Annotated in this window: 22 protein-coding genes; 6 read left to right on the top strand and 16 right to left on the bottom strand. The window is 68.2% G+C overall.

The genetic code is table 11. The features are described 5' to 3' along the window. Nucleotides 1-219: 219 nt before the first annotated feature. The 4 genes from AC1D0A_RS09735 to AC1D0A_RS09720 form a co-directional block, all read right to left on the bottom strand. Nucleotides 220-1911: a ribonuclease J gene (locus AC1D0A_RS09735; protein ID WP_476945691.1), complete on the bottom strand. Its 1692-nt coding sequence runs from the start codon at nucleotides 1909-1911 to the stop codon at nucleotides 220-222. Nucleotides 1912-1971: 60 nt separating this feature from the next. Further along, entirely contained in the window at nucleotides 1972-2880 is a 909-nt protein-coding gene (gene dapA, locus AC1D0A_RS09730) for a 4-hydroxy-tetrahydrodipicolinate synthase (RefSeq protein WP_028277221.1), read from the bottom strand. A 103-nt stretch (nucleotides 2881-2983) separates the two neighbouring features. Continuing rightward, the gene (locus AC1D0A_RS09725; protein ID WP_476945690.1) at nucleotides 2984-3748 is read right to left on the bottom strand and encodes a carbon-nitrogen hydrolase family protein; all 765 of its coding nucleotides are present in this window, start codon (nucleotides 3746-3748) and stop codon (nucleotides 2984-2986) included. A 9-nt stretch (nucleotides 3749-3757) separates the two neighbouring features. Then, complete coding sequence (locus AC1D0A_RS09720; RefSeq protein WP_476945689.1) at nucleotides 3758-4213, bottom strand: hypothetical protein; 456 nt, start codon at nucleotides 4211-4213, stop codon at nucleotides 3758-3760. A 115-nt stretch (nucleotides 4214-4328) separates the two neighbouring features. Here AC1D0A_RS09720 and AC1D0A_RS09715 point away from each other — a divergent pair, with 115 nt between their 5' ends. Next, the gene (locus tag AC1D0A_RS09715; protein WP_476945688.1) at nucleotides 4329-5582 is read left to right on the top strand and encodes a heparan-alpha-glucosaminide N-acetyltransferase domain-containing protein; all 1254 of its coding nucleotides are present in this window, start codon (nucleotides 4329-4331) and stop codon (nucleotides 5580-5582) included. Nucleotides 5583-5650: 68 nt separating this feature from the next. Here AC1D0A_RS09715 and AC1D0A_RS09710 read toward each other — a convergent pair whose 3' ends face one another. Continuing rightward, nucleotides 5651-6133 carry a hypothetical protein gene (locus AC1D0A_RS09710; RefSeq protein ID WP_028277217.1) on the bottom strand — a complete coding sequence of 161 codons (483 nt, stop codon included), beginning with the start codon at nucleotides 6131-6133 and terminating at the stop codon, nucleotides 5651-5653. A 5-nt stretch (nucleotides 6134-6138) separates the two neighbouring features. Beyond that, nucleotides 6139-6897 carry a 4-hydroxy-tetrahydrodipicolinate reductase gene (gene dapB / locus AC1D0A_RS09705; protein WP_476945687.1) on the bottom strand — a complete coding sequence of 253 codons (759 nt, stop codon included), beginning with the start codon at nucleotides 6895-6897 and terminating at the stop codon, nucleotides 6139-6141. Between the two features lie 205 nt (nucleotides 6898-7102). Here dapB and AC1D0A_RS09700 point away from each other — a divergent pair, with 205 nt between their 5' ends. Both AC1D0A_RS09700 and AC1D0A_RS09695 read left to right on the top strand, forming a co-directional pair. Continuing rightward, a complete protein-coding gene (locus tag AC1D0A_RS09700; RefSeq protein WP_026266610.1) occupies nucleotides 7103-7306 on the top strand; it encodes a helix-turn-helix domain-containing protein in 204 nt (67 codons plus the stop codon). A 9-nt stretch (nucleotides 7307-7315) separates the two neighbouring features. Then, entirely contained in the window at nucleotides 7316-7774 is a 459-nt protein-coding gene (locus AC1D0A_RS09695; RefSeq protein ID WP_476945686.1) for a Clp protease N-terminal domain-containing protein, read from the top strand. A gap of 34 nt (nucleotides 7775-7808) precedes the next feature. On the opposite strand, the gene AC1D0A_RS09690 is transcribed toward AC1D0A_RS09695, so the two are convergent. The 7 genes from AC1D0A_RS09690 to AC1D0A_RS09660 all read right to left on the bottom strand — a co-directional run bounded on the left by AC1D0A_RS09690 (nucleotide 7809) and on the right by AC1D0A_RS09660 (nucleotide 14445). Continuing rightward, a complete protein-coding gene (locus AC1D0A_RS09690; protein ID WP_243181757.1) occupies nucleotides 7809-8330 on the bottom strand; it encodes a molybdenum cofactor biosynthesis protein MoaE in 522 nt (173 codons plus the stop codon). Further along, nucleotides 8320-8832: a MogA/MoaB family molybdenum cofactor biosynthesis protein gene (locus AC1D0A_RS09685; RefSeq protein WP_028277212.1), complete on the bottom strand. Its 513-nt coding sequence runs from the start codon at nucleotides 8830-8832 to the stop codon at nucleotides 8320-8322. Before AC1D0A_RS09685 ends, AC1D0A_RS09690 begins: the two co-directional genes overlap by 11 nt. Next, nucleotides 8829-9380: a cyclic pyranopterin monophosphate synthase MoaC gene (gene moaC / locus AC1D0A_RS09680; RefSeq protein WP_476944014.1), complete on the bottom strand. Its 552-nt coding sequence runs from the start codon at nucleotides 9378-9380 to the stop codon at nucleotides 8829-8831. The genes AC1D0A_RS09685 and moaC overlap by 4 nt, the downstream gene beginning before the upstream one ends. Further along, nucleotides 9368-10591 carry a molybdopterin molybdotransferase MoeA gene (locus AC1D0A_RS09675; RefSeq protein ID WP_243181755.1) on the bottom strand — a complete coding sequence of 408 codons (1224 nt, stop codon included), beginning with the start codon at nucleotides 10589-10591 and terminating at the stop codon, nucleotides 9368-9370. Before AC1D0A_RS09675 ends, moaC begins: the two co-directional genes overlap by 13 nt. A 26-nt stretch (nucleotides 10592-10617) precedes the next feature. Beyond that, nucleotides 10618-12186, bottom strand: coding sequence for a molybdopterin-dependent oxidoreductase (locus tag AC1D0A_RS09670; RefSeq protein ID WP_476945718.1), 1569 nt, complete (start codon nucleotides 12184-12186; stop codon nucleotides 10618-10620). Nucleotides 12187-12335: 149 nt separating this feature from the next. Next, nucleotides 12336-13718 (bottom strand): sensor histidine kinase, encoded by a 1383-nt coding sequence (locus AC1D0A_RS09665; RefSeq protein ID WP_476945685.1) that lies wholly within the window; start codon nucleotides 13716-13718, stop codon nucleotides 12336-12338. Beyond that, nucleotides 13705-14445 (bottom strand): response regulator transcription factor, encoded by a 741-nt coding sequence (locus AC1D0A_RS09660; protein ID WP_476945684.1) that lies wholly within the window; start codon nucleotides 14443-14445, stop codon nucleotides 13705-13707. The genes AC1D0A_RS09665 and AC1D0A_RS09660 overlap by 14 nt, the downstream gene beginning before the upstream one ends. Nucleotides 14446-14577: 132 nt before the next feature. Between AC1D0A_RS09660 and moaA the strand changes: the two genes are divergently transcribed. The 3 genes from moaA (at nucleotide 14578) to AC1D0A_RS09645 (ending at nucleotide 16377) form a co-directional block, all read left to right on the top strand. Continuing rightward, on the top strand, nucleotides 14578-15717 hold the full coding sequence (moaA, locus tag AC1D0A_RS09655) for a GTP 3',8-cyclase MoaA (protein WP_476945683.1): 1140 nt from the start codon (nucleotides 14578-14580) through the stop codon (nucleotides 15715-15717). A gap of 7 nt (nucleotides 15718-15724) precedes the next feature. Next, complete coding sequence (locus AC1D0A_RS09650) at nucleotides 15725-15991, top strand: MoaD/ThiS family protein (protein ID WP_229992995.1); 267 nt, start codon at nucleotides 15725-15727, stop codon at nucleotides 15989-15991. A 104-nt stretch (nucleotides 15992-16095) separates the two neighbouring features. Beyond that, entirely contained in the window at nucleotides 16096-16377 is a 282-nt protein-coding gene (locus AC1D0A_RS09645) for a hypothetical protein (protein ID WP_028277204.1), read from the top strand. Between the two features lie 4 nt (nucleotides 16378-16381). Here AC1D0A_RS09645 and AC1D0A_RS09640 read toward each other — a convergent pair whose 3' ends face one another. From AC1D0A_RS09640 to AC1D0A_RS09630, 3 genes are all read right to left on the bottom strand, one after another. After that, nucleotides 16382-16879, bottom strand: a complete 498-nt coding sequence (locus AC1D0A_RS09640; protein ID WP_476945682.1) for a DUF1579 domain-containing protein — start codon at nucleotides 16877-16879, stop codon at nucleotides 16382-16384. Nucleotides 16880-16936: 57 nt separating this feature from the next. Beyond that, nucleotides 16937-18286, bottom strand: a complete 1350-nt coding sequence (locus AC1D0A_RS09635) for a M16 family metallopeptidase (RefSeq protein ID WP_476945681.1) — start codon at nucleotides 18284-18286, stop codon at nucleotides 16937-16939. A gap of 105 nt (nucleotides 18287-18391) precedes the next feature. After that, complete coding sequence (locus AC1D0A_RS09630) at nucleotides 18392-20641, bottom strand: polyribonucleotide nucleotidyltransferase (RefSeq protein ID WP_243181749.1); 2250 nt, start codon at nucleotides 20639-20641, stop codon at nucleotides 18392-18394. Between the last annotated feature and the right edge of the window lie 145 nt (nucleotides 20642-20786).

Below are 20786 nucleotides of genomic sequence, written 5' to 3'. Positions count from 1 at the left end.
CCGGGATCATGTTGCCGCCAACGCCAACGGGAACGGCCTCCCCCGCCTCCCGCGGCTCTGAGGCTGCGGGTTGGCCGGGAAGGCCGTTGACCAGGCTTGCGCCGGGCGGTGTGAAGGGCTTACGCCCGGTGAACCACCTGAGGCTTACGCCCGGTGAACCACCTGAGGCTTACGCCCGGTGAACCACCTGAGGCTTACGCCCGGTGAACCACCTGAGGCTTACGCCTCAAGGACCACCGGGATGATCATGGGCTTGCGGCGGAGCTTGCGGTTGACCCACGTGCCGACGACCCGGCGGACGACCTGCTGCAGCTGGTGCGTCGTGTGGTCCGTGCGGTTCAGCACGGCTTCTTCGAGGGCCTCATTGATCTTGGGGATGATCTCGTCGAAGACGGAATCGTCCTCCGCCACGCCGCGGGCGTGGATTTCCGGCCCGGACACCACCTTGCCGGTGGCACGGTGGATGACCGTGATGATGGAGATGAAGCCTTCATCGCCGAGGGTCTGGCGGTCCTTGAGGTCTGCTTCGGTGACCTCGCCGACGCTGGAGCCGTCGACGTAGACGAATCCGACCTCGACCTGGCCCACGATGTCGGCCTGGTGGTCGCGCAGGTCGATCACGCTGCCGTTGTCCGCGAGCAGGATGCTTTCCTCCGGCACGCCGGATTCGAGGGCGATCTTGCCGTTGGCGATGAGGTGGCGGGTTTCGCCGTGCACCGGCATGGCGTTGAGCGGCTCAAGGATGTTGTAGCAGAACAGCAGTTCGCCGGCGGCAGCGTGGCCGGAGACGTGCACCTTGGCGTTGCCCTTGTGGATGACGTCGGCGCCGAGCTTCAGCAGTCCGTTGATGATGCGGAAGACGGCGTTTTCGTTGCCCGGGATCAGGCTGGACGCAAGGATGACGGTATCGCCCTCGCCGACGACGACGCGGTGGTCGCCGTTGGCCATGCGGGACAGGGCGGCCATGGGCTCGCCCTGGGAGCCGGTGGACATCAGCACAACCCGGTTGTCCGGCAGGTTGTCGATGTTCTTGATGTCGACCAGGATCCCGGCCGGGACCTCCAGGTAGCCCAGTTTCGCGGCGATGGCCATGTTCCGGACCATGGAGCGGCCCACGAAGGCAACCTTGCGGTTGTGGTTGGCGGCGGCATCGAGAACCTGCTGGACGCGGTGCACGTGGGAGGAGAAGGAGGCGACGATGATGCGCTTGGAGGCCTGCCCGAACAGCCGGTCCAGGGTGGGTCCGATTTCCTTCTCGGCGGTGGTGAACCCCGGGACGTCGGCGTTGGTCGAATCCGACATGAACAGGTCCACGCCTTCTTCGCCCAGCTTGGCGAAGTGCCGGAGGTCGGTGATGCGGCCATCCAGCGGCAGCTGGTCCATCTTGAAGTCACCGGTGTGCAGGACGGTGCCGCCCGAGGTGCGGAGGAACACGGCCAGGGCGTCCGGGATAGAGTGGTTGACGGCGATGAACTCGCATTCGAAGGGCCCGTACTTCTCGACCTGGCCCTCGACGACGATCTTCGTGTTCGGCTTGATCCGGTGTTCCTGCAGCTTGGCCTCGATGAGGGCCAGTGTCAGCTGTGAACCGACGATGGGGATGTCGGCGCGCAGGCGCAGGAGGTAGGGGACGGCGCCGATGTGGTCCTCGTGACCGTGGGTCAGGACTACCGCGACGATGTCCTGGAGACGGTTCTCGATGTAGGAGAAATCCGGCAGGATGAGGTCGACGCCGGGCTGGGTCTCTTCGGGGAAGAGGACGCCGCAGTCAACGATGAGGAGCTTGCCATCGATCTCGAAAACGGTCATGTTTCGACCGATTTCCCCGATTCCGCCGAGCGGTACGATCCGCAGGGTGTTCTTCGGGAGGCGGGGCGGCGTGACAAGGCCGGGAAGGGCGGTTTGGGTCATAGTGCACTACTTTCCAGGCTGAAGCCGGGCTGGTTCTTAACCGTCAGGATTGGCTCCCGATCAGGAAAAGACCATACCCGCTTCCGCCAAATCCTCGCGGATGGTTGCGATCTCGGCCTCGCCCGGCTCCACGAGGGGCAAACGGACAACCGAGTTGGGCAGGACTCCCTGCCACTTAAGAACCTGCTTGGCAGCGACAGCACCCTGAATGTGGGTCATCACTGCGCGGACCACGGGGTCCAGTTCGAAATGTAGGGTGCGGGCGGTAGCAAAATCGCCTGCAAGTGCGGCATCGATCAGCGCACGGAATTGCCGCGTCGCGACGTGTGCGGAGACGCTGACCAGCCCGACGGCGCCGGCGGCCATCCACGGCAGCGTGAGGCCGTCGTCGCCGGAGTAGACATCAAGATCGGTGTTCGCCAGGACGCGCGTGACGGCGTTGAAGTCGGCCTTGGCATCCTTGAGGGCGACGATCCTGGGGTGGTCGGCGAGCCGGATCATGGTCTCGGGCAGGATGGGCACGCCGGCGCGGCCGGGGATGTCGTAGACCATGACGGGGAGGTCGGCGGCGTCGGCCACGGCCTCGACGTGCGCCTGGATACCGGCCTGGCTGGGCTTGTTGTAATACGGCGTGACGATCAGCTGGCCGTGCGCTCCGGCCTTGGCGGCGCGCTTGGCCATCTCGATCGAGTGCGAGGTGTGGTTGGTCCCGGTTCCGGCGATGACCTTGGCGCGGTCGCCCACGGCCTCGACGATGACGCGGAAGAGCTTCTCTTTTTCGTCGTCCTCGAGCGTGGAGGTCTCACCCGTCGTGCCGGAGATCACGAGGGCGTCATTGCCGTCGTCGACGAGCTTGCTCGCCAGTTCCGCCGACTGCCGGTAGTCGACCTCACCGTCCGATGTGAAAGGCGTGACCATGGCAGTCACGAGGGTCCCGAACGTGTAAGAGCGAATATCAGAGTCAGCCATATGAAAAACGTTACCTTGTCTGCGGCATGTTAGGACAATGGCGGCGGTGTGACGAACGTCAAACTCGGCGGCCGTGCGTCACGTTTCGGCGGTCCGGCCGGACTCAGGGCCGCCGAAACCGCGCCAGCACACTGTATTGGAGACTCGCGGTCAGCACCTCGGTGCCGGTGCCGGCCGCCTGCCGGAGCGGGAGCCCGTCAGGACCCCAGAACCCGCTCAGGCCACACGAAGGGCCGAGCGGCGTGGCGCCCGCCAGGTTCGCCAGGACGGAGAACATCCGGTTGTCCATGGCCCGGGCGCCGAGATGCAGTGCCAGCCGGTGGTCTTCGCCGGCCGTGTAGAGGGCCGAGACGGCATAGATGTCCGCCCCGGCGTCCGCGGCCCATTCCGCATGGCCCGGGCGGGCTGCGTCGAAGCAGATCGCCAGGGCGACCTTCCAGCCGTCGATCTCCAGGACCGCGGGATTGCTGCCGGCCACGAAGAGATCCTGCTCCGGTCCGTGCAGGTGCGTTTTGAAGCTGGTCTCGATGGAGCCTGTTGGATGGACCGCGAGGGCGGCCAGCCGCGGCGTACCGTCCGCGTCTTTGAACGCGGCACCGACCACGGCGGTAATTCCGGTGCGGCGGCAGATTTCCCGGATGCCGTCCAGCCGCCGGTCAACCGCGCTCAGCCACTCCCCGGGTCCGTCCAGCAGGTCCAGCCGGTATCCCGTCAGCGAGAGTTCGGGAAAGATGACAAGCCGGGCTCCATGCGACCCGGCGTCTTCGATCAGCCGGATGTGCTCGGGCACGTTGGCGGCAACGCCACCATCCAGGGCCTGGTATTGGACGGCAGACAGCGTCAGCGCGGTGATTGAGCCAGTGGTCACCCTGCCATCCTATGCACCCCGCCCTTCGCCGGAGGGAGCCGATGGTGCCGAGCAGTAACGCCCGACGGCGGTTTCGCGAAGGGCCCCTGCCCAGGCGGCCAGACGCTGGGCCGCCCGCACGTAGTCGAACAGTTCGGTTGGAGTGAGGGCGTCGAGGTCCGTCTCGGCCAGCCGTCGGGCCAGCTCAGCTCCCGGCGGCACCGCGGCCAGCGCCGCCCCCTCCTTCCCCCACTGGACGTCCTCGGCCGGCTCCCCGGCGACCAAGCGGCGGAAGAGGAAGTCCACGACGCCCGGGCTCATGGCTTTGAGGACGCCGGCCGCCGGCTCGCCACCGTTCGTCCGTCCGCCAGGCGTCGCGCTGGTCCGCTGCGGGCCCGACGGATCCGGGCCTGGAAATTGTCGGCTTGTGGATTCCCGGCCGGTGAATTCGGGCTTCCGGAAAGCTGGCTCTGGGGCGTCGTTCATGCGCCCATCGTATTCGAACATATATTCGAATACAAGGCCCGCCCGGAGAAGGATCGGGGCTGCGGGCAGGCCGAAGATGAGACGGTCACCGGACCGATCGTGAGACGATCAGATGATGACGGCGCGCGGAATGACTACGGCTTCCCGGACCGTCCGGGGCACTCCCCCCGGCGTCCGGCTGGCCGGTATCGACGCCGCGCGCGGCCTGGCCCTGCTGGCCATGATGGCCACCCACGTGCTGGCAACCTTTGAGCCGGACCCGCAGCTCACGCCCACCTGGATCGGCCTGGCGTTTTCCGGACGGGCAGCCGCGCTGTTCGCCGTGTTGGCCGGAGTCGGACTCGCCTTGTCCACGGGGAAACAGCAGCCGCTTGAGGGCGCCGAACTGCGGGGTGCCCGCAGAGGCATCGCCTTGCGGGCGCTCGTGATCGGTGCCGTCGGGCTCTCCCTGGGCGGGCTGGAAGTCAACATCGCGATAATTCTGGTCCACTACGCCCTGCTGTTCCTGTGTGTGCTGCCCTTTGTCGGGCTTGGGCTGAAACGCCTGGCCGCACTCGCGGTCCTCTGGATACTGGCTGCCCCCGCCCTGGCCTACCTCCTGCGGCCGTGGCTGCTGTCCGCCGATCCGCCCCTGCGGCTGGGGCACAATCCAAGCTGGGAGGATCTGACCGCCCCGGCCAGGCTGCTGGGCGACCTCTTTCTCACGGGCTACTACCCTGTCCTGCAGTGGATCGCCTATCTCCTCGTGGGGCTGGTGATCGGCCGGATGGCGCTCTGGAAAGCGGCCGTGCCGTTCCTGCTCGTTGCTGCCGGCACGGTGGTGGCCGTCATGTCCAAGTGGCTGGGGACGCTCATGTTGGAGGACTGGGGCGGCAGGCAGGCCCTTCAGGCGCACATCGGCGATCCCGCCTACCCGCTGGAGAGCCTGCTGCAGGTCAACCTGGCCGGCATCGACCAGTCAGGCTCAGTGTGGTGGCTGGCCACGAGTGCACCGCACTCCGGCACCACGCTGGATCTGTTGCACACCTCGGGGGCCGCTGCCGCCGTGATCGGCCTGTGCCTGCTGCTGGGCCGGCTGGGCGACTGGCTGGAACTGGATCTGCTGCTGCCGCTGCGCGGAGCCGGGGCCATGACGTTGAGCCTCTACACGGCTCACCTGTGCATCATGGCCGCCCTGCACGACCAGCCGTTGATGCCGGGCTGGACCGTGGAGGGTGTGTACTTCGCGCAGGCTGTCGGGATGCTGGTGGCCGGCGGAGTCTTCGCGGCCATGGCGTGGCGCGGGCCGCTGGAGTGGGCGACCCATGCGGCCAGCCAGGCCGGCCGCCACCAGCCGGCCCAAGTCCGCCGGCCTCGACGCGTGCGCTAAGTTCCGCCGCCGGATCTGACGCTGAGTTCCGCAGCCGGGCCCTGCGCGGCCCGGCAAACGGTGTCCGGCTAGTTCTTCTGCACCCCGGCGCGGAACATCCGCACGGCGTCGCGCATTGAGGCGCGGGCGCGCTTGCGGTCTCCGGCAGCATCGTACGCACAGCTGAGCCGGAACCAGGAACGCCAGTCCTCGGGGGCAGCTTCCGCCTCGGCGCGGTACTTCTCAAATTCGGCGTCGGCGGCTTCGCGGATGATCCGGCCGGCGGGCGTGCGCGGCAGAGTGTCCTCCGGCAGGCCTCCCTCGGCTTCGAGGATCTTTGCCAACCGCTCAGTGCGGGCACCAAACAGCAGTTCCCGGATCAGGGCCCAGGCCCCGATGACCGGCAGCACCAGGTAGGCGACGCCGATCGCCTTCGCCACGAGGCTGGGATCGGACATCAGGAGCACGGACCGTTGCAGGGACACCACCAGATAAAACACGAGCAGCAGGGTGACGGCCCCCACCCAGATCTTGGTGCGGTTCGCTTTCAGGGCAGTCAAGGCAGCGGACATCGGACTCAGAGTCCCAGGTCCAGGTAGCCGTCGAGTCCCACGGTGAGACCGGGGTGAGCGGCGACGCTGCGGATCCCCAGCAGCACCCCGGGCATGAAGGACGCACGGTCAAAGGAGTCGTGGCGGATGGTCAGCTGCTCCCCCGGCCCGCCCAGCAGGACCTCCTGGTGCGCGACAAGACCAGCCAGCCGGACACTGTGGACCCGGATGCCGTCGACGTCGGTGCCGCGGGCACCGGCGAGTTCCGAAGTGGTGGCGTCCGGGCTGGACGGCACGCCAGCCTCGGAGCGCTCGGCCGAGATCAGCTGTGCCGTGCGCACGGCCGTGCCGGAGGGCGCGTCGACCTTGTCCGGGTGGTGCAGCTCAATAATTTCTACGGATTCGAAGTATTTGGACGCCTTGGCGGCGAAGGCGGAGGCCAGGACGGAGCCGAGGGCGAAGTTCGGGGCGATCAGGACGCCGACGCCGGGCCGGTTGGCGAGGAGTTCTTCCAGGCCCGCGAGCCGGCCGGCATCCCAGCCGGTGGTGCCGACCACGGCGTGCATGCCGTGCTCGACGGCGAAGCGAACGTTCGCCTCGGTGCTTTCGGGGACGGTCAGGTCCACCACGATCTGCGCGCCGGAGCTGACAAGAGAGTCGAGGGGGTCGTTGCGGCCAAGGGCCGCGACGAGCGTCAGGTCCGCGGCGGCGTCGATGGCCTTCACGGCCTCTGCGCCCATGCGCCCGCTGGCGCCCAGCACGGCGACGGAGAGTTGTTCGGTCATGCTATCAACCCTACCGCCGGGGCCGCTGCGTTCCGGAACCGGCGGCGCTTGGTTACAGGGCCGCCGTCGGGGGCGACAGCCTGCCCGCCACGCGGCGTGAGCAACGTTCCGCAGGGCCCGGCCCGCCGGCTCGATGGGTCACACGCCGACCCAGGCCTGTCAGGCTGGATTGACGCCCTGAGCCTGTCAATCTAAACTGACAGACATGGAGACTGACGACCTGTCCGCGCATATTCATTCACTCGACCCCGCCGTCGGCCTGCGGGCGGTCGGCGCCCTCCATCGCCTGGCAGAACAGGTCGAGGCAGCGCAGGTCAGAGCGGCCCGACAGCAGGGATGGACGTGGGAGCAGATCGGTGACGCCCTGGGCGTCTCACGGCAGTCCGTCCACGCAAAATACCGAGAGTGAGATCAAGCCATGTTTGAACGATTTGCCGACGACACCCGAAAAATCGTTGGCTTCGCCATGGACGAGGCCCGCTGCAGCGGCGACAAGCGGCTGGGCACGGATCATTTGCTGCTGGGGGCGCTCCACGATCCTGGTCCCGCCGGCCTTCTGGGTGTCACGCTCGATCAGGCTCGGGCCGCGGCGGCGAGGCTTGACCGCACGGCACTCGCGTCAATCGGTATAGATGCCCACGGCTTTGAGCGCGTCCCCATGCCCAGCCGGGGGAAGAAGCCGCCCTTCAGTTCGGGCGCCCGGTCGGTAATGGAAGGCATGCTTCGGTACGCCATGGACCAGAAGTCACGACAGATCACCACCGCGAATCTGCTGCTGTCGCTGCTGGACCGCGAGGAACACGATCCGGCAGCCGTGCTGCTCAAGCAACTGGGGGTCGACCGGGCGGTGGTCCGGCGCAGGGTTCTTTCCTCCTGATCCGGAGCCTTCTTCCTGCCGGTCACCACTGCCTCTACTCGCCGGCGCCGACCCACTCCACAGTGCCGTCGGCGAAAAACTGTTCCTTCCAGATCGGCACCTGGGCCTTGATCCGGTCGACGAGTTCTGCACATACGGCGAAGGCCTGGCCGCGGTGGGCCGCCGAGACGGCGCACACCAGGGCCGGATCGCCGATCTCCAGCATGCCGATCCTGTGGGCCGCCCAGATCCGCACCGGCTGCCGCCCGTCCTGGGTGGCGCCGGCGCCGCCGGCGGCGTCTTCCGGAGATCCGCCGGGCGCGGCATCCCCGGCCGGGCCCGAGTGCTCCGCCACAAGCCCGGCGACGACGTCGGCCATCACCTGGTGCGCCGTCGGGTGGGCGCTGTAGCTGAGCCGGGAGACCTGCTTGCCGCCGTCGTGGTTGCGGACGACGCCGCTGAAGCTGACCACCGCTCCTGCCGTGTCCGACTCCACCGCCGCGATGGCCTGCTCCACCGAGATGGGTTCGGCGCTCAGCACGGCCTGCACGATTTCAAATCCGGTATCAGTGCCCATGGCTGCCTTCCAGTTGGTCGCAAAGGTGTCCAAGGATGGGATCCAGCACGGCCAGGCCGTCCATCACGCCTTTCGGGGATCCGGGCAGGTTCACGATGAACGTCTGTCCGGCTGCGCCCGCGTGGCCCCGGCTGAGCATGGCCATCGGAGTCTTGGCCGTTCCGGCGGTCCGGATGCCCTCCATGATGCCCGGGATTTCCCGATCCAGCAGGGGCAGCGTCTGCTCCGGCGTTGCGTCCGTGGGGCTCAGCCCGGTGCCGCCGCTGGTGATGATGACGGCCGGCTGCTGGCTCAGCAGGGCCCTCAGCGCGGCCCCGACCGGCGCCCCGTCCGGCACCACCATGGCGGGGAACGGCTCGAAGCCGTGCTCGGTGAGCCAATCGATGATGACAGGGCCCGTGAGGTCCTCATAGACACCGGAGGCCGCCCGGGTGGAGGCGATCACGACACCGGCCTTCCGGCCCGTGGCTTCGCCGTGGCGGTGGGGTTCGGGCATGTTCATAGGGTCCAGTCCCCGCTCTTGCCGCCGCTTTTGGCGAGCACCTTGATATCGGTCAGGACCGCGTGCTTGTCCACGGCCTTGATCATGTCGTACACGCTCAGTGCCGCGACCGTCGCCGCAGTCAGGGCTTCCATCTCGACCCCGGTGACGCCGCGTGTCTTGACCGTGGCGAAAATTGTCACGGCGTCGGTGTCGAGCTCAAAGTCGATGGTGACCTTGGCGATCGGCAGCGGGTGGCACAACGGGATCAGGTCCGGCGTCTTCTTGGCCGCCATGATCCCGGCGATGCGGGCTACGGCCAGGGCGTCGCCCTTCGGGAGCTCACCGCCGCCGAGGAGGGACAGAACCTCGGCCGTGCTGCGGACGGTCGCGGTGGCCGTGGCTTCCCGGGTGGACTGCGCCTTGTTGGACACATCCACCATTTGGGCCGTGCCGTCGTGACGGAGGTGGGTCAGGCGGGTGTTGCCCACTGCTCTTTTGTCCGCTTCGCCGTTGTCCGCTGGTGTGGCATCCGCTTCAGGGTTTTCTACATCATTCACAGGATCCATACTTCCACTTCGTCGCCCGCTGCGAGCGCCGCTGTTCCCTCTGGCACGTGGACCAGGGCGTTGGAACGGGCCAGGGCATGGACCAGGTGGGATCCCGCGCCGCCCTCCAGCCTGACCGTGCCGTCCGGAGCCAGCGTGCCGCGCCGCACCTGGTGCTTGCCCGCCGGTGAGGTCAGCGGTTCGGCGAGGCGCGCGCGGACGGCGGGCCGGGGCGCCGGGGCGCCGAACAGCTCTGTGAGGACCGGGCGCAGGAACATTTCAAAGGACACGAGGCAGCTCACCGGATTACCCGGGAACCCCAGCACCGGGACGCCGTCGAAGCTGCCGATCCCCTGCGGGCCGCCCGGCTGCATCGCCACGGCGCCGAATTCGACGTCGTGTCCGGCCATTGCCTGCCGGACCACCTCGTAGGCACCTTTGCTGACGCCGCCGGTGGTGACGATCAGGTCCACGGCGGGGGCATGTCGGCGCAGCAAGGCGGCGAGCTCATCCGGCTGGTCCATGGAGACGCCGGTCCGTGTGACCTGGAGCCCGGCCTGGCGCATGGAGGACTCGAGCAGCGTGCCGTTGGAGTCGAAGATCTTGCCCGGTCCCAGCGGGCTGCCCGGTTCCACCACCTCGTCGCCGGTGGTGACCAGGAGGACCCGGAGGGAGGGATGGACGGGCACCTCCGTGTAGCCCATCGCCGCCAGCAGTCCCAGCTGGCCGGGGCCGAGGAAGGTCCCCGCGCCGAGGGCGGGCTCGCCGGAGCGGATGTCGCTGCCGGCGTCGCGCACGAACGTTCCGGCGGCGGTGGCCGGCAGGTGGACCGTGGCGGGCTCCCCCGGCACCGGGAAGGAATCGGGCACGGCCTGCTCGATGGGAACGACGGCGTCGGCCCCGGCCGGCATCATCGCGCCGGTCATGATCGGGGCGGCCGTGCCGGCGGCCAGTTTCGCCGGTGCGGCACCGGCCGGGACGGGCGCGACGACGCGAAGTTCCCTGCCGCCGTCGGGCACGTCGGCGCTGCGGACCGCGAAGCCGTCCATCTGCGAGTTGGCGAAGGGGGGAAGGTCCAGCGGTGCCAGGATGTCGGCGGCGAGCCCCCGGCCCAGGGCTTCGAGCAGCGGGAGCCGTTCCACCCGCCCCTCGGTGCGCAGGGGGGCCAGCAGGGCCCGCACCTTGTCCCGGTGCGCTTGAACGCTGACATGCCTTGTCTCGGTGCGGTGCATGCGTTTCCTGACCTCTGCTCGGCTCGCTAGGACTTCACGTCAACTCTAACCGTGTGGTAACCCGTGGCTCCGTTCGGCGCGACCGGGGCGGATTCCTCGGCCTGCGGCACGCCGTCGAGGGCTGTGGCCCGGACCTGGACCTCATATTGCCCCGGCTCCAGCGGCAGGGCCAGCTTCCACTGGTACCAGGTGTCCTTGGAGATGCCGGGGGCCAGCTCGGCCTGATGCCAGTCGCCGCGGTTGACCCGCAGCTCCACCTTGCCGATGCCCGTGTGCTGGGCCCACGCGACGCCGCCGAAGACAACCGTCCCGCCCTTCACGTTGGCCCCGTCGCGCGGCACGTCAATGCGGGACGATGTCTTGATGGGGCCGCGCTCGCTCCAGCCGCGGGGCGTCCAGTAGGCGACGTCGTCCGCGTACCGGGTCACTTTGAGTTCGGTGACCCACTTCGTGGCGGAGACGTAGCCGTACAGCCCGGGCACGATCATCCGGACGGGGAATCCATGTTCGAGCGGGAGCGGTTCCCCGTTCATGGCGACGGCCAGCAGCGCGTCGCGGTTGTCCGTGAGGGCCTCCAGCGGGGTCCCTGCCGTCCAGCCGTCCGTGCTGCGGGAGAGCACCATGTCCGCCCCGGGCTTGGGGCCGGCCATGGCGAGCAGTTCGCGCACCGGCCAGCCGAGCCAGCGGGCATTGCCGATCAGGTCCCCGCCGACCTCGTTGGAGACGCAGGCGATGGTCACGTGCCGTTCCGTCAGGGGTTTGGCCAGGAGGGTGGCGTAGTCGAGCTCAATCTCCCGTTCCACCAGGCCCGTGACTTTCAGCGTCCATTCCGCCGGGTCCACCAGGGGAACGCGCAGGGCGGTGTCGATCCGGTAGAAATCCCTGTTCGGCGTTACGAGCGGGCCCAGCCCGTCCAGCCGGATCTCGGCGCCGGCCGGGATGGGCGGCGCGGGAGCGGCGGGCACGGGGAGGACCAGCTTGCTGCGCACTTCGCTGACGACGGCGGCAGCTCCCCTGAGGGTGGAGGCGAGCACACCGGCGACGGCGGCAACCGCGGCTGTCCCGCCCAGCGCCAACAGGAACCGGCGCCGGGCGGGCCCGGCGTCGTTGGCTGTGGCATCTGCACGCGCCGCGGCAGGGGCGTCCTGCGGGGCCGGCTCAACCGGTGGTGTTTCCGACGGGCCGGACGCCACCGCCGGCCGCCGGCCGGCATCGGGTTGCCACTCCAACAGTTTCCGGATGAGCCACCGCAACAGCGCGATCCCCACCAGTGCCACCAGCACCGGGACGGGGATGGCGTTGGCGGTCAGGTCGGCCCGGCTCAGCACGGCCACGAGCCCTACCGCGCCGAACACCGCGATGAGAATCACCCCGGCGAAACGGCGCCGCACTTCGAGGACTCCGGAGAGCGCCGCGAGCGCGGCGATGACCAGTGCCATGCCGCCTAGCAGCGCCACCTTGTCCGCCGTGCCGAACAAGGAAATGGCCCACTCCTTGACGCCCGGCGGGACGGTGTCGATCACGACCCCGCCGACGGCCGTCACCGGAGACACCGTGGGGCTCACCAGGCTGGCCGTGAGTTCACCGAGGACCACCGCCGCCCCCACGGCCACCAGTCCGGCCCCGGCGGCCCACAGGTCCCGGGACTGCCGCTGCCGGACTCCCGGTTCCGTATGCTGCTGTTCCCTGCCGGCGAGTGTGCCGCCGGTTTCCTTCCGCTGCCCGTCAAAGCCGGCGCCGCTGCTCACTGTGCCCGTCCCGTCCGGAGTTTTTCCTCTACCGCGTCGCGCGGAATCCTGTTGCGTGTGCCCTGGGCTGCTGCTGCCGGGGCTGATGCTGCCCCGGCAGCAGGCTCCGCGGCAGAAGTGCCGTGGCTGCCGCCCGGCTCCTGGCCGGCTGCTCCCTGGCCGGGGAGCAGCAGCGAGAACCGGCATCCGCCGTCGACGTTCTCCACGGTGACGGTGCCTTGATGGGCGCTGACGATTCCGGCGACAATGCTCAGGCCAAGGCCGGCGCCGCTGTAGCGCATGACGCCCGCCGGCTCATCCGGCCCGGGCACCCGGAAGCCGTCGCCCGGGGCCGCGCCATCAGGAGCCATACCGTCCAGTCCGTCGTCCGGGGCGGCCCAACGGCCGGCCTGCCGCCGCGCCGGGTCCTTCTGCCAGCCGGTTTCGAACACATGCGGGAGGTCCGCTTCCGGGATTCCGCCGCAGCCGTCGGTGACCGCGACGACGGCCCGGTCACCGTCCCGGCCGACTTCCACGGTGACCCTGGAGCCGGGTCTGCTGTGGACGATCGCGTTGAGCACGACGTTCCGGATGGCACGTCCCATCGAGGGGCCGTCGGCGAGGGCCAGGCTTTCCCGTTGGCCGCCGCCGTCGAGCGTAATGCCGTGCTGCTCCGCCAGCGCGGCGAGGTCGGCAATGGCGTCGCTGGCGAGGTCGTACAGGTCCAACGGCTCGGCCTTGAGCCGCATCGTTCCGGCATGGATCTTCGACAATTCCAGGAGGTCGTTGACCATGCCGGCCATGAGGTCGGTCTGCGCGATGAGTTTGCGGTAATAGCCGGGAACATCCGCGGCCATCCCGTCTTCCAGGGCCTCGGTCATGGCGCGCATGCTCGCCAGCGGCGTCCGCAGGTCGTGGGAGATCCAGCTGACCAGTTCGCGGCGGGCGTTCTCTACCGCAGCCTCACGCTGCCGGGAGGCCTCCAGCATCCGGCTGCTGGATTCGAGCTCGGCGGCGAGGGCGGCAAGTTCGTGGCTCATCACCGGGGACTGGATCCCGGGGCTCTCGCCGCGGCCGATGCTCCGGGCAGCCTCGACCAGCGCCTTGGCGTTCCGCGAGACCCTCGCTCCGAGCACGAGCGCGATCGAAACAGCCACGGCGGACGCCACGGCCAGGACGTACCACATCACTTCGAGGTCCCGGGCCGAGATGAACATGGCGTTGAAGGCGCTGACCATTCCGGCCGTCAGGACCGCCACGGCGGCGAGCACCACCACACAGATCTGGACCGCGAACGAGGCCCGGCGCAGGGATTTCAGGATGAGCAGCGACGCGGCCCCGATCAAGGCTCCCCAGGCCACGGCCCAGCCGATGATGGTCAGGAGTTCAGAGGTCTGCATCGGCGGACTCCTCATCGCTGGGGTCCAGCCGGTACCCCACGCCCCAGACCGTTTTCAGGACGGAGGGGCGGGTGGGGTCGTCCTCGATCTTCTCCCGCAGCCTCCGGACGTGCACCGTGACAGTGGACAGGTCCCCGTAGTCCCAGCCCCAGACCGCCTTCATGAGTTCCTCGCGGCTGAAGACCTGCCGGGGACGGCGGAGCATGAAGGCCAGCAGGTCGAACTCCCGGGCCGTCAGCGCCAGGGGCGTGCCGTGGCGTGAGACGGTGCGGGCGGCCGGGTTGAGGTCGAAACCGCCTACTTCGACGGAGGGCTCCGGGCTGAATTCGGGAATGCTCCTGCGCAGGACCGACCGGACCCGCAGCACCAGCTCGCGGGGCGAGAACGGCTTGGTGACGTAGTCGTCCGCGCCGGCTTCCAGGCCGAGGATCCGGTCGTCTTCCGTTCCGAGGGCAGTGAGCATGATGACCGGGACACTGTGTGCGGCACGGAGCCGGCGGCAGACTTCCACACCGTCCAGGCCCGGCAGCATCCGGTCCAGCAGGACGAGGTCCGGGCGGCGTTCGGCCGCAAGGCGCAGGGCCGTGAACCCGTCAACGGCGAGGACCACCTGGTATCCCGCCTGGACGAGGTAGTCCCGGACCACTCCGGCGATGGTCGGTTCGTCCTCGACGAGAAGGATGCGCCGGTACTCCGTTGCGTCCGGGGCCGGCTGGGTCTTGTTCACGCTTCCAGCATAGGTTCGCCGCCACGGTCCGGGCAGGGCTCCGGACCCCCGCGGGACATCGTTCCCGAATCTGTAATATCCGTGCCGTCATGCGGCTGTGACGTGGGCAGCGAGGTGGCGTAGCCTGACTCTATGACAGTTCAACTGGGTATGCCCCAGCCCCGCGCGGCAGGCAGTCCCGGAGCGGGAATGCCTGCTGCAGCCGCGCTGCCCGGGCGTCCGGAGGGCCTGCCTGCCGGGCTCGTGGATCGCTACGGCCGCCGTGCCACGGACATGCGCCTCTCACTGACGGACAAGTGCAATCTGCGTTGCACCTATTGCATGCCGGCCGAGGGCTTGGAATGGCTGTCCAAACAGGCGGTGATGTCCGCGGAGGAAATCGTCCGGATCGTGCGGATCGGCGTCGATATGCTCGGCGTGCGTGAACTGCGGCTGACCGGCGGCGAGCCCCTGGTGCGGGCGGACCTGCTGCAGATCATCGCCGCGCTCCGCCAGGCCCACCCCGACCTGCCAATCTCGATGACCACCAACGCCGTCGGCCTGGACAAGAAGGCCGCCGGACTCAAAGCCGCGGGACTGACCAGAATCAACGTCTCGCTGGACTCCCTGCATGAAGAAACCTTTGCCAAGCTGACCCGCCGGCCCTTCCTGGACAGGGTCCTCGCCGGCGTCGACGCCGCCTGGGCCGCAGGCCTGGGCCCGGTCAAGCTCAACGCTGTACTCATGCGCGGGATCAACGACGCCGAGTCACCGGCCCTCCTGGCCTGGGCGCTGGACCGCGGCTATGAACTGCGCTTCATCGAACAGATGCCGCTCGACGCGGACCACGGCTGGACCCGTCGGAACATGATCACCGCCGCGGAGATCCGCGAACTGCTCTCGGTCGACTACGTGCTCAGTTCCGACCCGCGGGACCGCGACGGCGCCCCGGCGGAACGGTTCGAAGTCCGGGCCCGGGTTCCCGGCACCGACCGCGCCACCGGCCCTCTGCTCGGCACTGTGGGCATCATCGCCTCTGTCACGGAGCCGTTCTGCTCGGACTGCCGCCGGACGCGCATCACCGCCGAGGGCAAGATCATGAGCTGCCTGTTCTCACGCGAGGAAGTGGATCTGCTGGGGCTGCTGCGCGAGGGTGCCAGCGACGAACAGCTCGCCGAACGCTGGCAGGATGCCATGTGGATCAAGCCCAAGGCCCACGGCATGGACCATGTGGGCCTCGACGCGCCCGACTTCGTCCAGCCGGACCGCAGCATGAGCGCCATCGGAGGCTGATTTTTTCGTGAATGTACGCTACTTCGCTGCCGCACGCGCTGCCGCCGGCGTGGATGAAGAACGCTACGACCTCGCCGACGGCGACACCCTCGCCTCGCTGCTCGAGGCGATCCTCGCCGTCGAGCGCCCCGAACCGCCGGCCGGTACGCCGCCGCTGGCCCGCATCCTGTCCCGCTCCAGCTTCCTGCTCAACGAAGTTGCCGTGCGGGACCATGCCGCGGCGCTCAAGCCGGCCGACGTCGTCGACGTGCTGCCGCCGTTCGCCGGCGGGTAGGCACAGCACAGCTGGGCCCGGCACTGGCGGGGTATCGCGTGGACCGGACCGGTCCTAGAGTGTGGACTACCCCGCGGCAGGCGACAAACAATCAGGAGAGCGCCATGTTCACACTGCAGATTGAGCACAGGATCAAGGATTTTGGCATGTGGAAGACCGCCTTCGACCGTGATCCGGTGAACCGGGCGGCGTCTGGTGTCACTGCGTACCGGATCAGCCGCCCGGTGGACGACCCGCACTATGTGGTGGTCGAGTTGGACTTCGACCAACGCGAGCAAGCGGAAGCCTTGTTGGCCAATCTTCAGGCGAAGGTCTGGAACTCCGCCGACGCCGCCCCGGCCCTACAAGGGGCTCCAAAGACCCGGATCCTCGAAGCCGCATCCTGAGACCTCACACCGGGACGGAGGCGCTCTCAGCGACGCGGCGGCACACGGTGGTCATGAAGGGCGTGAAGTCACTCGCCCTGCCCAGGCGGAGACCGGCGGTGTGAGTCAGTTCGCCGTGGTCCACCCGGAAGGTGTGCCGTGCGGTGCCGCGGTCACTTCGCCGTTCCACGGTCAAGGTGCCGTCTTCCATGCTGGCGCGCGCGGGTCCCTCGGGCGGCAACCCCAAGCTGTTGACGTGGTACCAGAAGGCCTCGGGATGGTCCGGGTCCGTCGTGAAGACACCGTGGCCCTCGGACCGGGTCCCGTCCGCATCCGTGTGCCGGTAGCTCTGGGTGACCGCAAGCCCGGCGGCTGCCCGGGAAAAGATAATCTCGGTGTCCGCGGTGCGCGCCGGACCCCACGCGGTTGCCTCCCAGTGCGTGGTTCCCGTCCAATGACCCAGGAAAGCCTCAAGCGCCTCGCATGCACTGCCTGGCAGCGGCCGGTCCACAGTTTCTCCCATACGGAGTTCCTCCCGAGTGACCCCGCCACTATCATGGCGCCGTGCCAGTTGGAATGTCTAGGCCAGGAGCCCGAACGTCTCGGTTTCCTCGAACGGGCCGACCACCGTGACGGTCCGCGGGGCTGCCGCGAGCTCACGGGCGAGCTCCTGGACCTCCGCGGCTGTGACGGCCTTGATCTGGCGGAGGGTCTCATCGATGTCCTGGTACTCGCCGGACACCAGTTCCGCGCGGCCCAGCCGGGACATCCGGGAACCGGTGTCCTCCAGCGCCAGCACGATTCCGCCGCACAGCTGCCCCTCCGCCTTGCGGAGCTCCTCGTCTGAGATGCCGTCGGCAGCCAGCTTGTCCAGTTCACCGCCCAGCAGATCAATGACCTGACGGACCTTCGACGGGGTGCATCCGGCGTACATGCCGAAATAGCCGGCATCGGCGTAGGAGGAGGCGAAAGAGTAGGTCGAGTAGACGAGTCCGCGCTTTTCCCGGACCTCCTGGAAGAGGCGGGAGGACATGCCGCCGCCGAGGACGGCGTTGAGCACACTCATCACAAAGCGGCGGCCGTCGGTGGCGACCAGCGACGGGCAACCCATAATGATGTTGGCCTGCTCCACCTGCCTCTTGACCACATGCAGGCCGGCCGTGCCGGTGATCGATGCACGTTCGGTGGAGCGGCGCTGCACGGGGGCGGCCGCGGCCTCAAGGTTCCAGCCGGCGGAGTGCAGGGCATCCACCACGAGCCCGCAGACGACGTCGTGGTCCAGGCCGCCGGCTGCGGTGACCACGAGCTCGTCGGGACGGTAGTAGCGGCGGTAGTGGTCCCACACCGAGTCGCGCGCCACGGCACGGATGGCTGCCGGCGTGCCGCCGATGGGGCGGCCCAGCGGGTGCGTTCCCAGCACGGCGGCCACGAAGTTCTCGTGCACGACGTCGGTGGGATCGTCGCTGTCCATGGCGATTTCCTCGAGGATGACGTCCCGCTCCTGCTCCATCTCCTGCGGGTCCAGGACCGCGCCGGTGATCATGTCCGCGATGACGTCGATCGCCATGGGAAGGTCCGTGTCCAGCACGCGGGCGAAGTAGCAGGTGCTCTCCTTCGCGGTGGCCGCATTGGATTCCCCGCCGACCTCGTCGAAGGCCGAGGCGATCTCCAGCGCGGTGCGGCGCTTGGTGCCCTTGAAGAGCAGGTGCTCCAGGAAGTGCGTTGAGCCGTGTTGGCCGGGAGCCTCGTCGCGGGAGCCGACGCCGACCCAGAAACCGATCGTGGCAGAGCGCTGGCCCGGCATCGCTTCGGTGAGGACGCGGACGCCGCCGGGCAGGACCGAGCGTCGCACCTCGGAGCCGCCGTCGGCGCCGTGGATCAGGGTGTCAGCGTGCTGGTTCTGCTCTAGCGGCAGGGGGACGACAGTCATCAAGGCCTTTCATTGAACACATGCCAAATCTGCCTGCCATCCTACCTTTAACAGCAGCGGGGCCGGTGGTTGATCCACCGGCCCCGCTTTTTGACTCAGGAGAGACTACTCTGCGGCGTCCGCGGAGACCTCGGCGTCGTCAGCGTTTTCCGCGCCAGCCTCCTCAGCCACTACGGGCGAGAGGGACAGCTTTCCGCGATCGTCGATCTTGGTGATTTCCACCTGGATCTTCTGGCCCACGGAGACGACGTCGTCGACGTTGTCCACGCGCTTGCCGCCGGCGATCTTGCGCAGCTCGGAGATGTGCAGGAGGCCGTCCTTGCCCGGGGTCAGGGAAACGAAGGCGCCGAAGGTGGTGGTCTTGACGACCGTGCCCAGGTAGCGCTCACCGATTTCCGGGATCTGCGGGTTGGCGATGGCGTTGATCGCGGACCGTGCTGCGTCGGCAGACGGGCCGTTGGTGGCGCCAATGTAGACAGTTCCGTCGTCCTCGATCGAGATGTCGGCTCCGGTGTCTTCCTGGATCTGGTTGATCATCTTGCCCTTCGGGCCGATGACCTCGCCGATCTTGTCAACCGGGATCTTGACCGCGATGACGCGCGGCGCGAACTCGGAGAGCTCGTCCGGGGTGTCGATCGCGGAGTTCAGGACGTCCAGGATGTGCAGGCGGGCTTCGCGGGCCTGCTTCAGGGCGGCGGCCAGAACCGAGGCCGGGATGCCGTCGAGCTTCGTGTCCAGCTGGATGGCCGTGACGAACTCGGAAGTACCGGCAACCTTGAAGTCCATGTCACCGAAGGCATCTTCGGCGCCGAGGATATCGGTCAGGGCGGCGTAACGGGTCTGGCCGTCGACCTGGTCGGAGACCAGGCCCATGGCGATACCGGCAACAGCAGCCTTCAGCGGCACGCCTGCGTTCAGCAGGGACAGCGTGGAGGCGCAGACGGAACCCATCGACGTCGAACCGTTGGAGCTGAGAGCCTCAGACACCTGGCGGATGGCGTAGGGGAATTCCTCGCGGGACGGCAGCACCGGCATGATGGCGCGCTCTGCGAGGGCACCGTGGCCGATTTCGCGGCGCTTCGGGGAACCGACGCGGCCGGTCTCGCCGGTGGAGTACGGCGGGAAGTTGTAGTTGTGCATGTAGCGCTTGCGCGTCACGGGAGACAGCGAGTCGATCTGCTGTTCCATCTTGAGCATGTTCAGCGTGGTGACACCCATGATCTGGGTCTCGCCGCGTTCGAAGATGGCCGAGCCGTGGACGCGGGGCAGAACCTCAACCTCGGCGGTGAGCTGGCGGATGTCCGTCAGGCCGCGGCCGTCGATGCGGATCTGGTCCTTGAGGATGCGCTGGCGCACAACCTGCTTGGTGACGGAGCGGAAGGCTGCGGACAGCTCCTTCTCGCGGCCTTCGAACTGGCCGGCCAGGGAAGAGGTGACCTCGTCCTTGAGCTCGTCGGACGCGGTGTCGCGTTCCTGCTTGTCGGCGATCTGGAAGACAGCGGCCAGCTTCTCGGCGGCAGCGGACTCCACGGCGGCGTAGACGTCGTCCTGGTAGTCCAGGAAGACCGGGAACTCGACGGTCGGCTTGGCGGCGCGGGCTGCCAGGTCGGACTGTGCTTCGCAGAGCGCCTTGATGAACGGCTTGGCAGCCTCGAGGCCCTCGGAGACAACCTCTTCGGTCGGGGCGGTGGCGCCCTGTTCCTTGATGAGGTTCCAGGAGTTGTCGGTGGCTTCGGCTTCAACCATCATGATGGCGACGTCGTCACCGGCGATGCGGCCGGCGACGACCATGTTGAAGACGGCGTTCTCGAGCTGGGAGTGCTTCGGGAACGCAACCCACTGCGAGCCGTTCTCGTCCGCAACGAGGGCAACGCGGACGCCGCCGATCGGGCCGGAGAAGGGCAGGCCGGAAAGCTGGGTGGACATCGAGGACGCGTTGATCGCGACGACGTCGTAGAGCTCGTCCGGGTTGATGGACAGCACGGTGACGACGATCTGGACTTCGTTGCGCAGGCCCTTGACGAACGCGGGGCGCAGCGGGCGGTCCATGAGGCGGCAGGCCAGGATGGCTTCCGTGGAGGGACGGCCTTCGCGGCGGAAGAACGAGCCCGGGATGCGGCCGGCGGCGTACATACGCTCTTCGACGTCGACGGTCAGCGGGAAGAAGTCGAAACCTTCACGCGGGTGCTTGCCGGCGGTGGTTGCGGACAGCAGCGCGGTCTCTTCATCGATGTAGACCATCGCTGCGCCGGCTGCCTGCTTGGCAAGGCGGCCGGTTTCAAAGCGGATTACACGCTTGCCGAAGCGGCCATTGTCAATGATTGCTTCTGAGAACTGGATTTCGGGACCCTCCATAGAGAGTCACCTCCGTTTCTTGGTTCACGGAGCCCAGCCGCATCAACCCAGTCCAGCATCTGTCTACTGGCCTGCACTGCACCCGGTCATCGATCGAGACCCACGGGCCGGGCCTCATTCCTTGAGGCCGTTCCCGGGGATCACT

It is taken from the genome of Arthrobacter sp. P1_D4, from assembly GCF_056406115.1.
This window is presented reverse-complemented; position numbering and strand designations above follow the sequence as displayed.

Excerpts from the sequence above, each read along its gene's own strand:
- AC1D0A_RS09645 (WP_028277204.1), top strand. The coding sequence starts at position 16,096 with ATGTTCACACTGCAGATTGAGCACAGGATCAAGGATTTTGGCATGTGG.
- dapA (WP_028277221.1), bottom strand. The coding sequence starts at position 2,880 with ATGGCTGACTCTGATATTCGCTCTTACACGTTCGGGACCCTCGTGACT.
- AC1D0A_RS09675 (WP_243181755.1), bottom strand. The coding sequence starts at position 10,591 with ATGCACCGCACCGAGACAAGGCATGTCAGCGTTCAAGCGCACCGGGAC.
- AC1D0A_RS09700 (WP_026266610.1), top strand. The coding sequence starts at position 7,103 with ATGGAGACTGACGACCTGTCCGCGCATATTCATTCACTCGACCCCGCC.
- AC1D0A_RS09720 (WP_476945689.1), bottom strand. The coding sequence starts at position 4,213 with ATGAACGACGCCCCAGAGCCAGCTTTCCGGAAGCCCGAATTCACCGGC.
- AC1D0A_RS09665 (WP_476945685.1), bottom strand. The coding sequence starts at position 13,718 with ATGCAGACCTCTGAACTCCTGACCATCATCGGCTGGGCCGTGGCCTGG.
- AC1D0A_RS09715 (WP_476945688.1), top strand. The coding sequence starts at position 4,329 with ATGACGGCGCGCGGAATGACTACGGCTTCCCGGACCGTCCGGGGCACT.
- AC1D0A_RS09640 (WP_476945682.1), bottom strand. The coding sequence starts at position 16,879 with ATGGGAGAAACTGTGGACCGGCCGCTGCCAGGCAGTGCATGCGAGGCG.
- AC1D0A_RS09735 (WP_476945691.1), bottom strand. The coding sequence starts at position 1,911 with ATGACCCAAACCGCCCTTCCCGGCCTTGTCACGCCGCCCCGCCTCCCG.
- AC1D0A_RS09710 (WP_028277217.1), bottom strand. The coding sequence starts at position 6,133 with ATGTCCGCTGCCTTGACTGCCCTGAAAGCGAACCGCACCAAGATCTGG.
- moaC (WP_476944014.1), bottom strand. The coding sequence starts at position 9,380 with ATGGATCCTGTGAATGATGTAGAAAACCCTGAAGCGGATGCCACACCA.
- AC1D0A_RS09695 (WP_476945686.1), top strand. The coding sequence starts at position 7,316 with ATGTTTGAACGATTTGCCGACGACACCCGAAAAATCGTTGGCTTCGCC.
- AC1D0A_RS09685 (WP_028277212.1), bottom strand. The coding sequence starts at position 8,832 with ATGAACATGCCCGAACCCCACCGCCACGGCGAAGCCACGGGCCGGAAG.
- moaA (WP_476945683.1), top strand. The coding sequence starts at position 14,578 with ATGACAGTTCAACTGGGTATGCCCCAGCCCCGCGCGGCAGGCAGTCCC.
- AC1D0A_RS09630 (WP_243181749.1), bottom strand. The coding sequence starts at position 20,641 with ATGGAGGGTCCCGAAATCCAGTTCTCAGAAGCAATCATTGACAATGGC.
- dapB (WP_476945687.1), bottom strand. The coding sequence starts at position 6,897 with ATGACCGAACAACTCTCCGTCGCCGTGCTGGGCGCCAGCGGGCGCATG.
- AC1D0A_RS09690 (WP_243181757.1), bottom strand. The coding sequence starts at position 8,330 with ATGGGCACTGATACCGGATTTGAAATCGTGCAGGCCGTGCTGAGCGCC.
- AC1D0A_RS09635 (WP_476945681.1), bottom strand. The coding sequence starts at position 18,286 with ATGACTGTCGTCCCCCTGCCGCTAGAGCAGAACCAGCACGCTGACACC.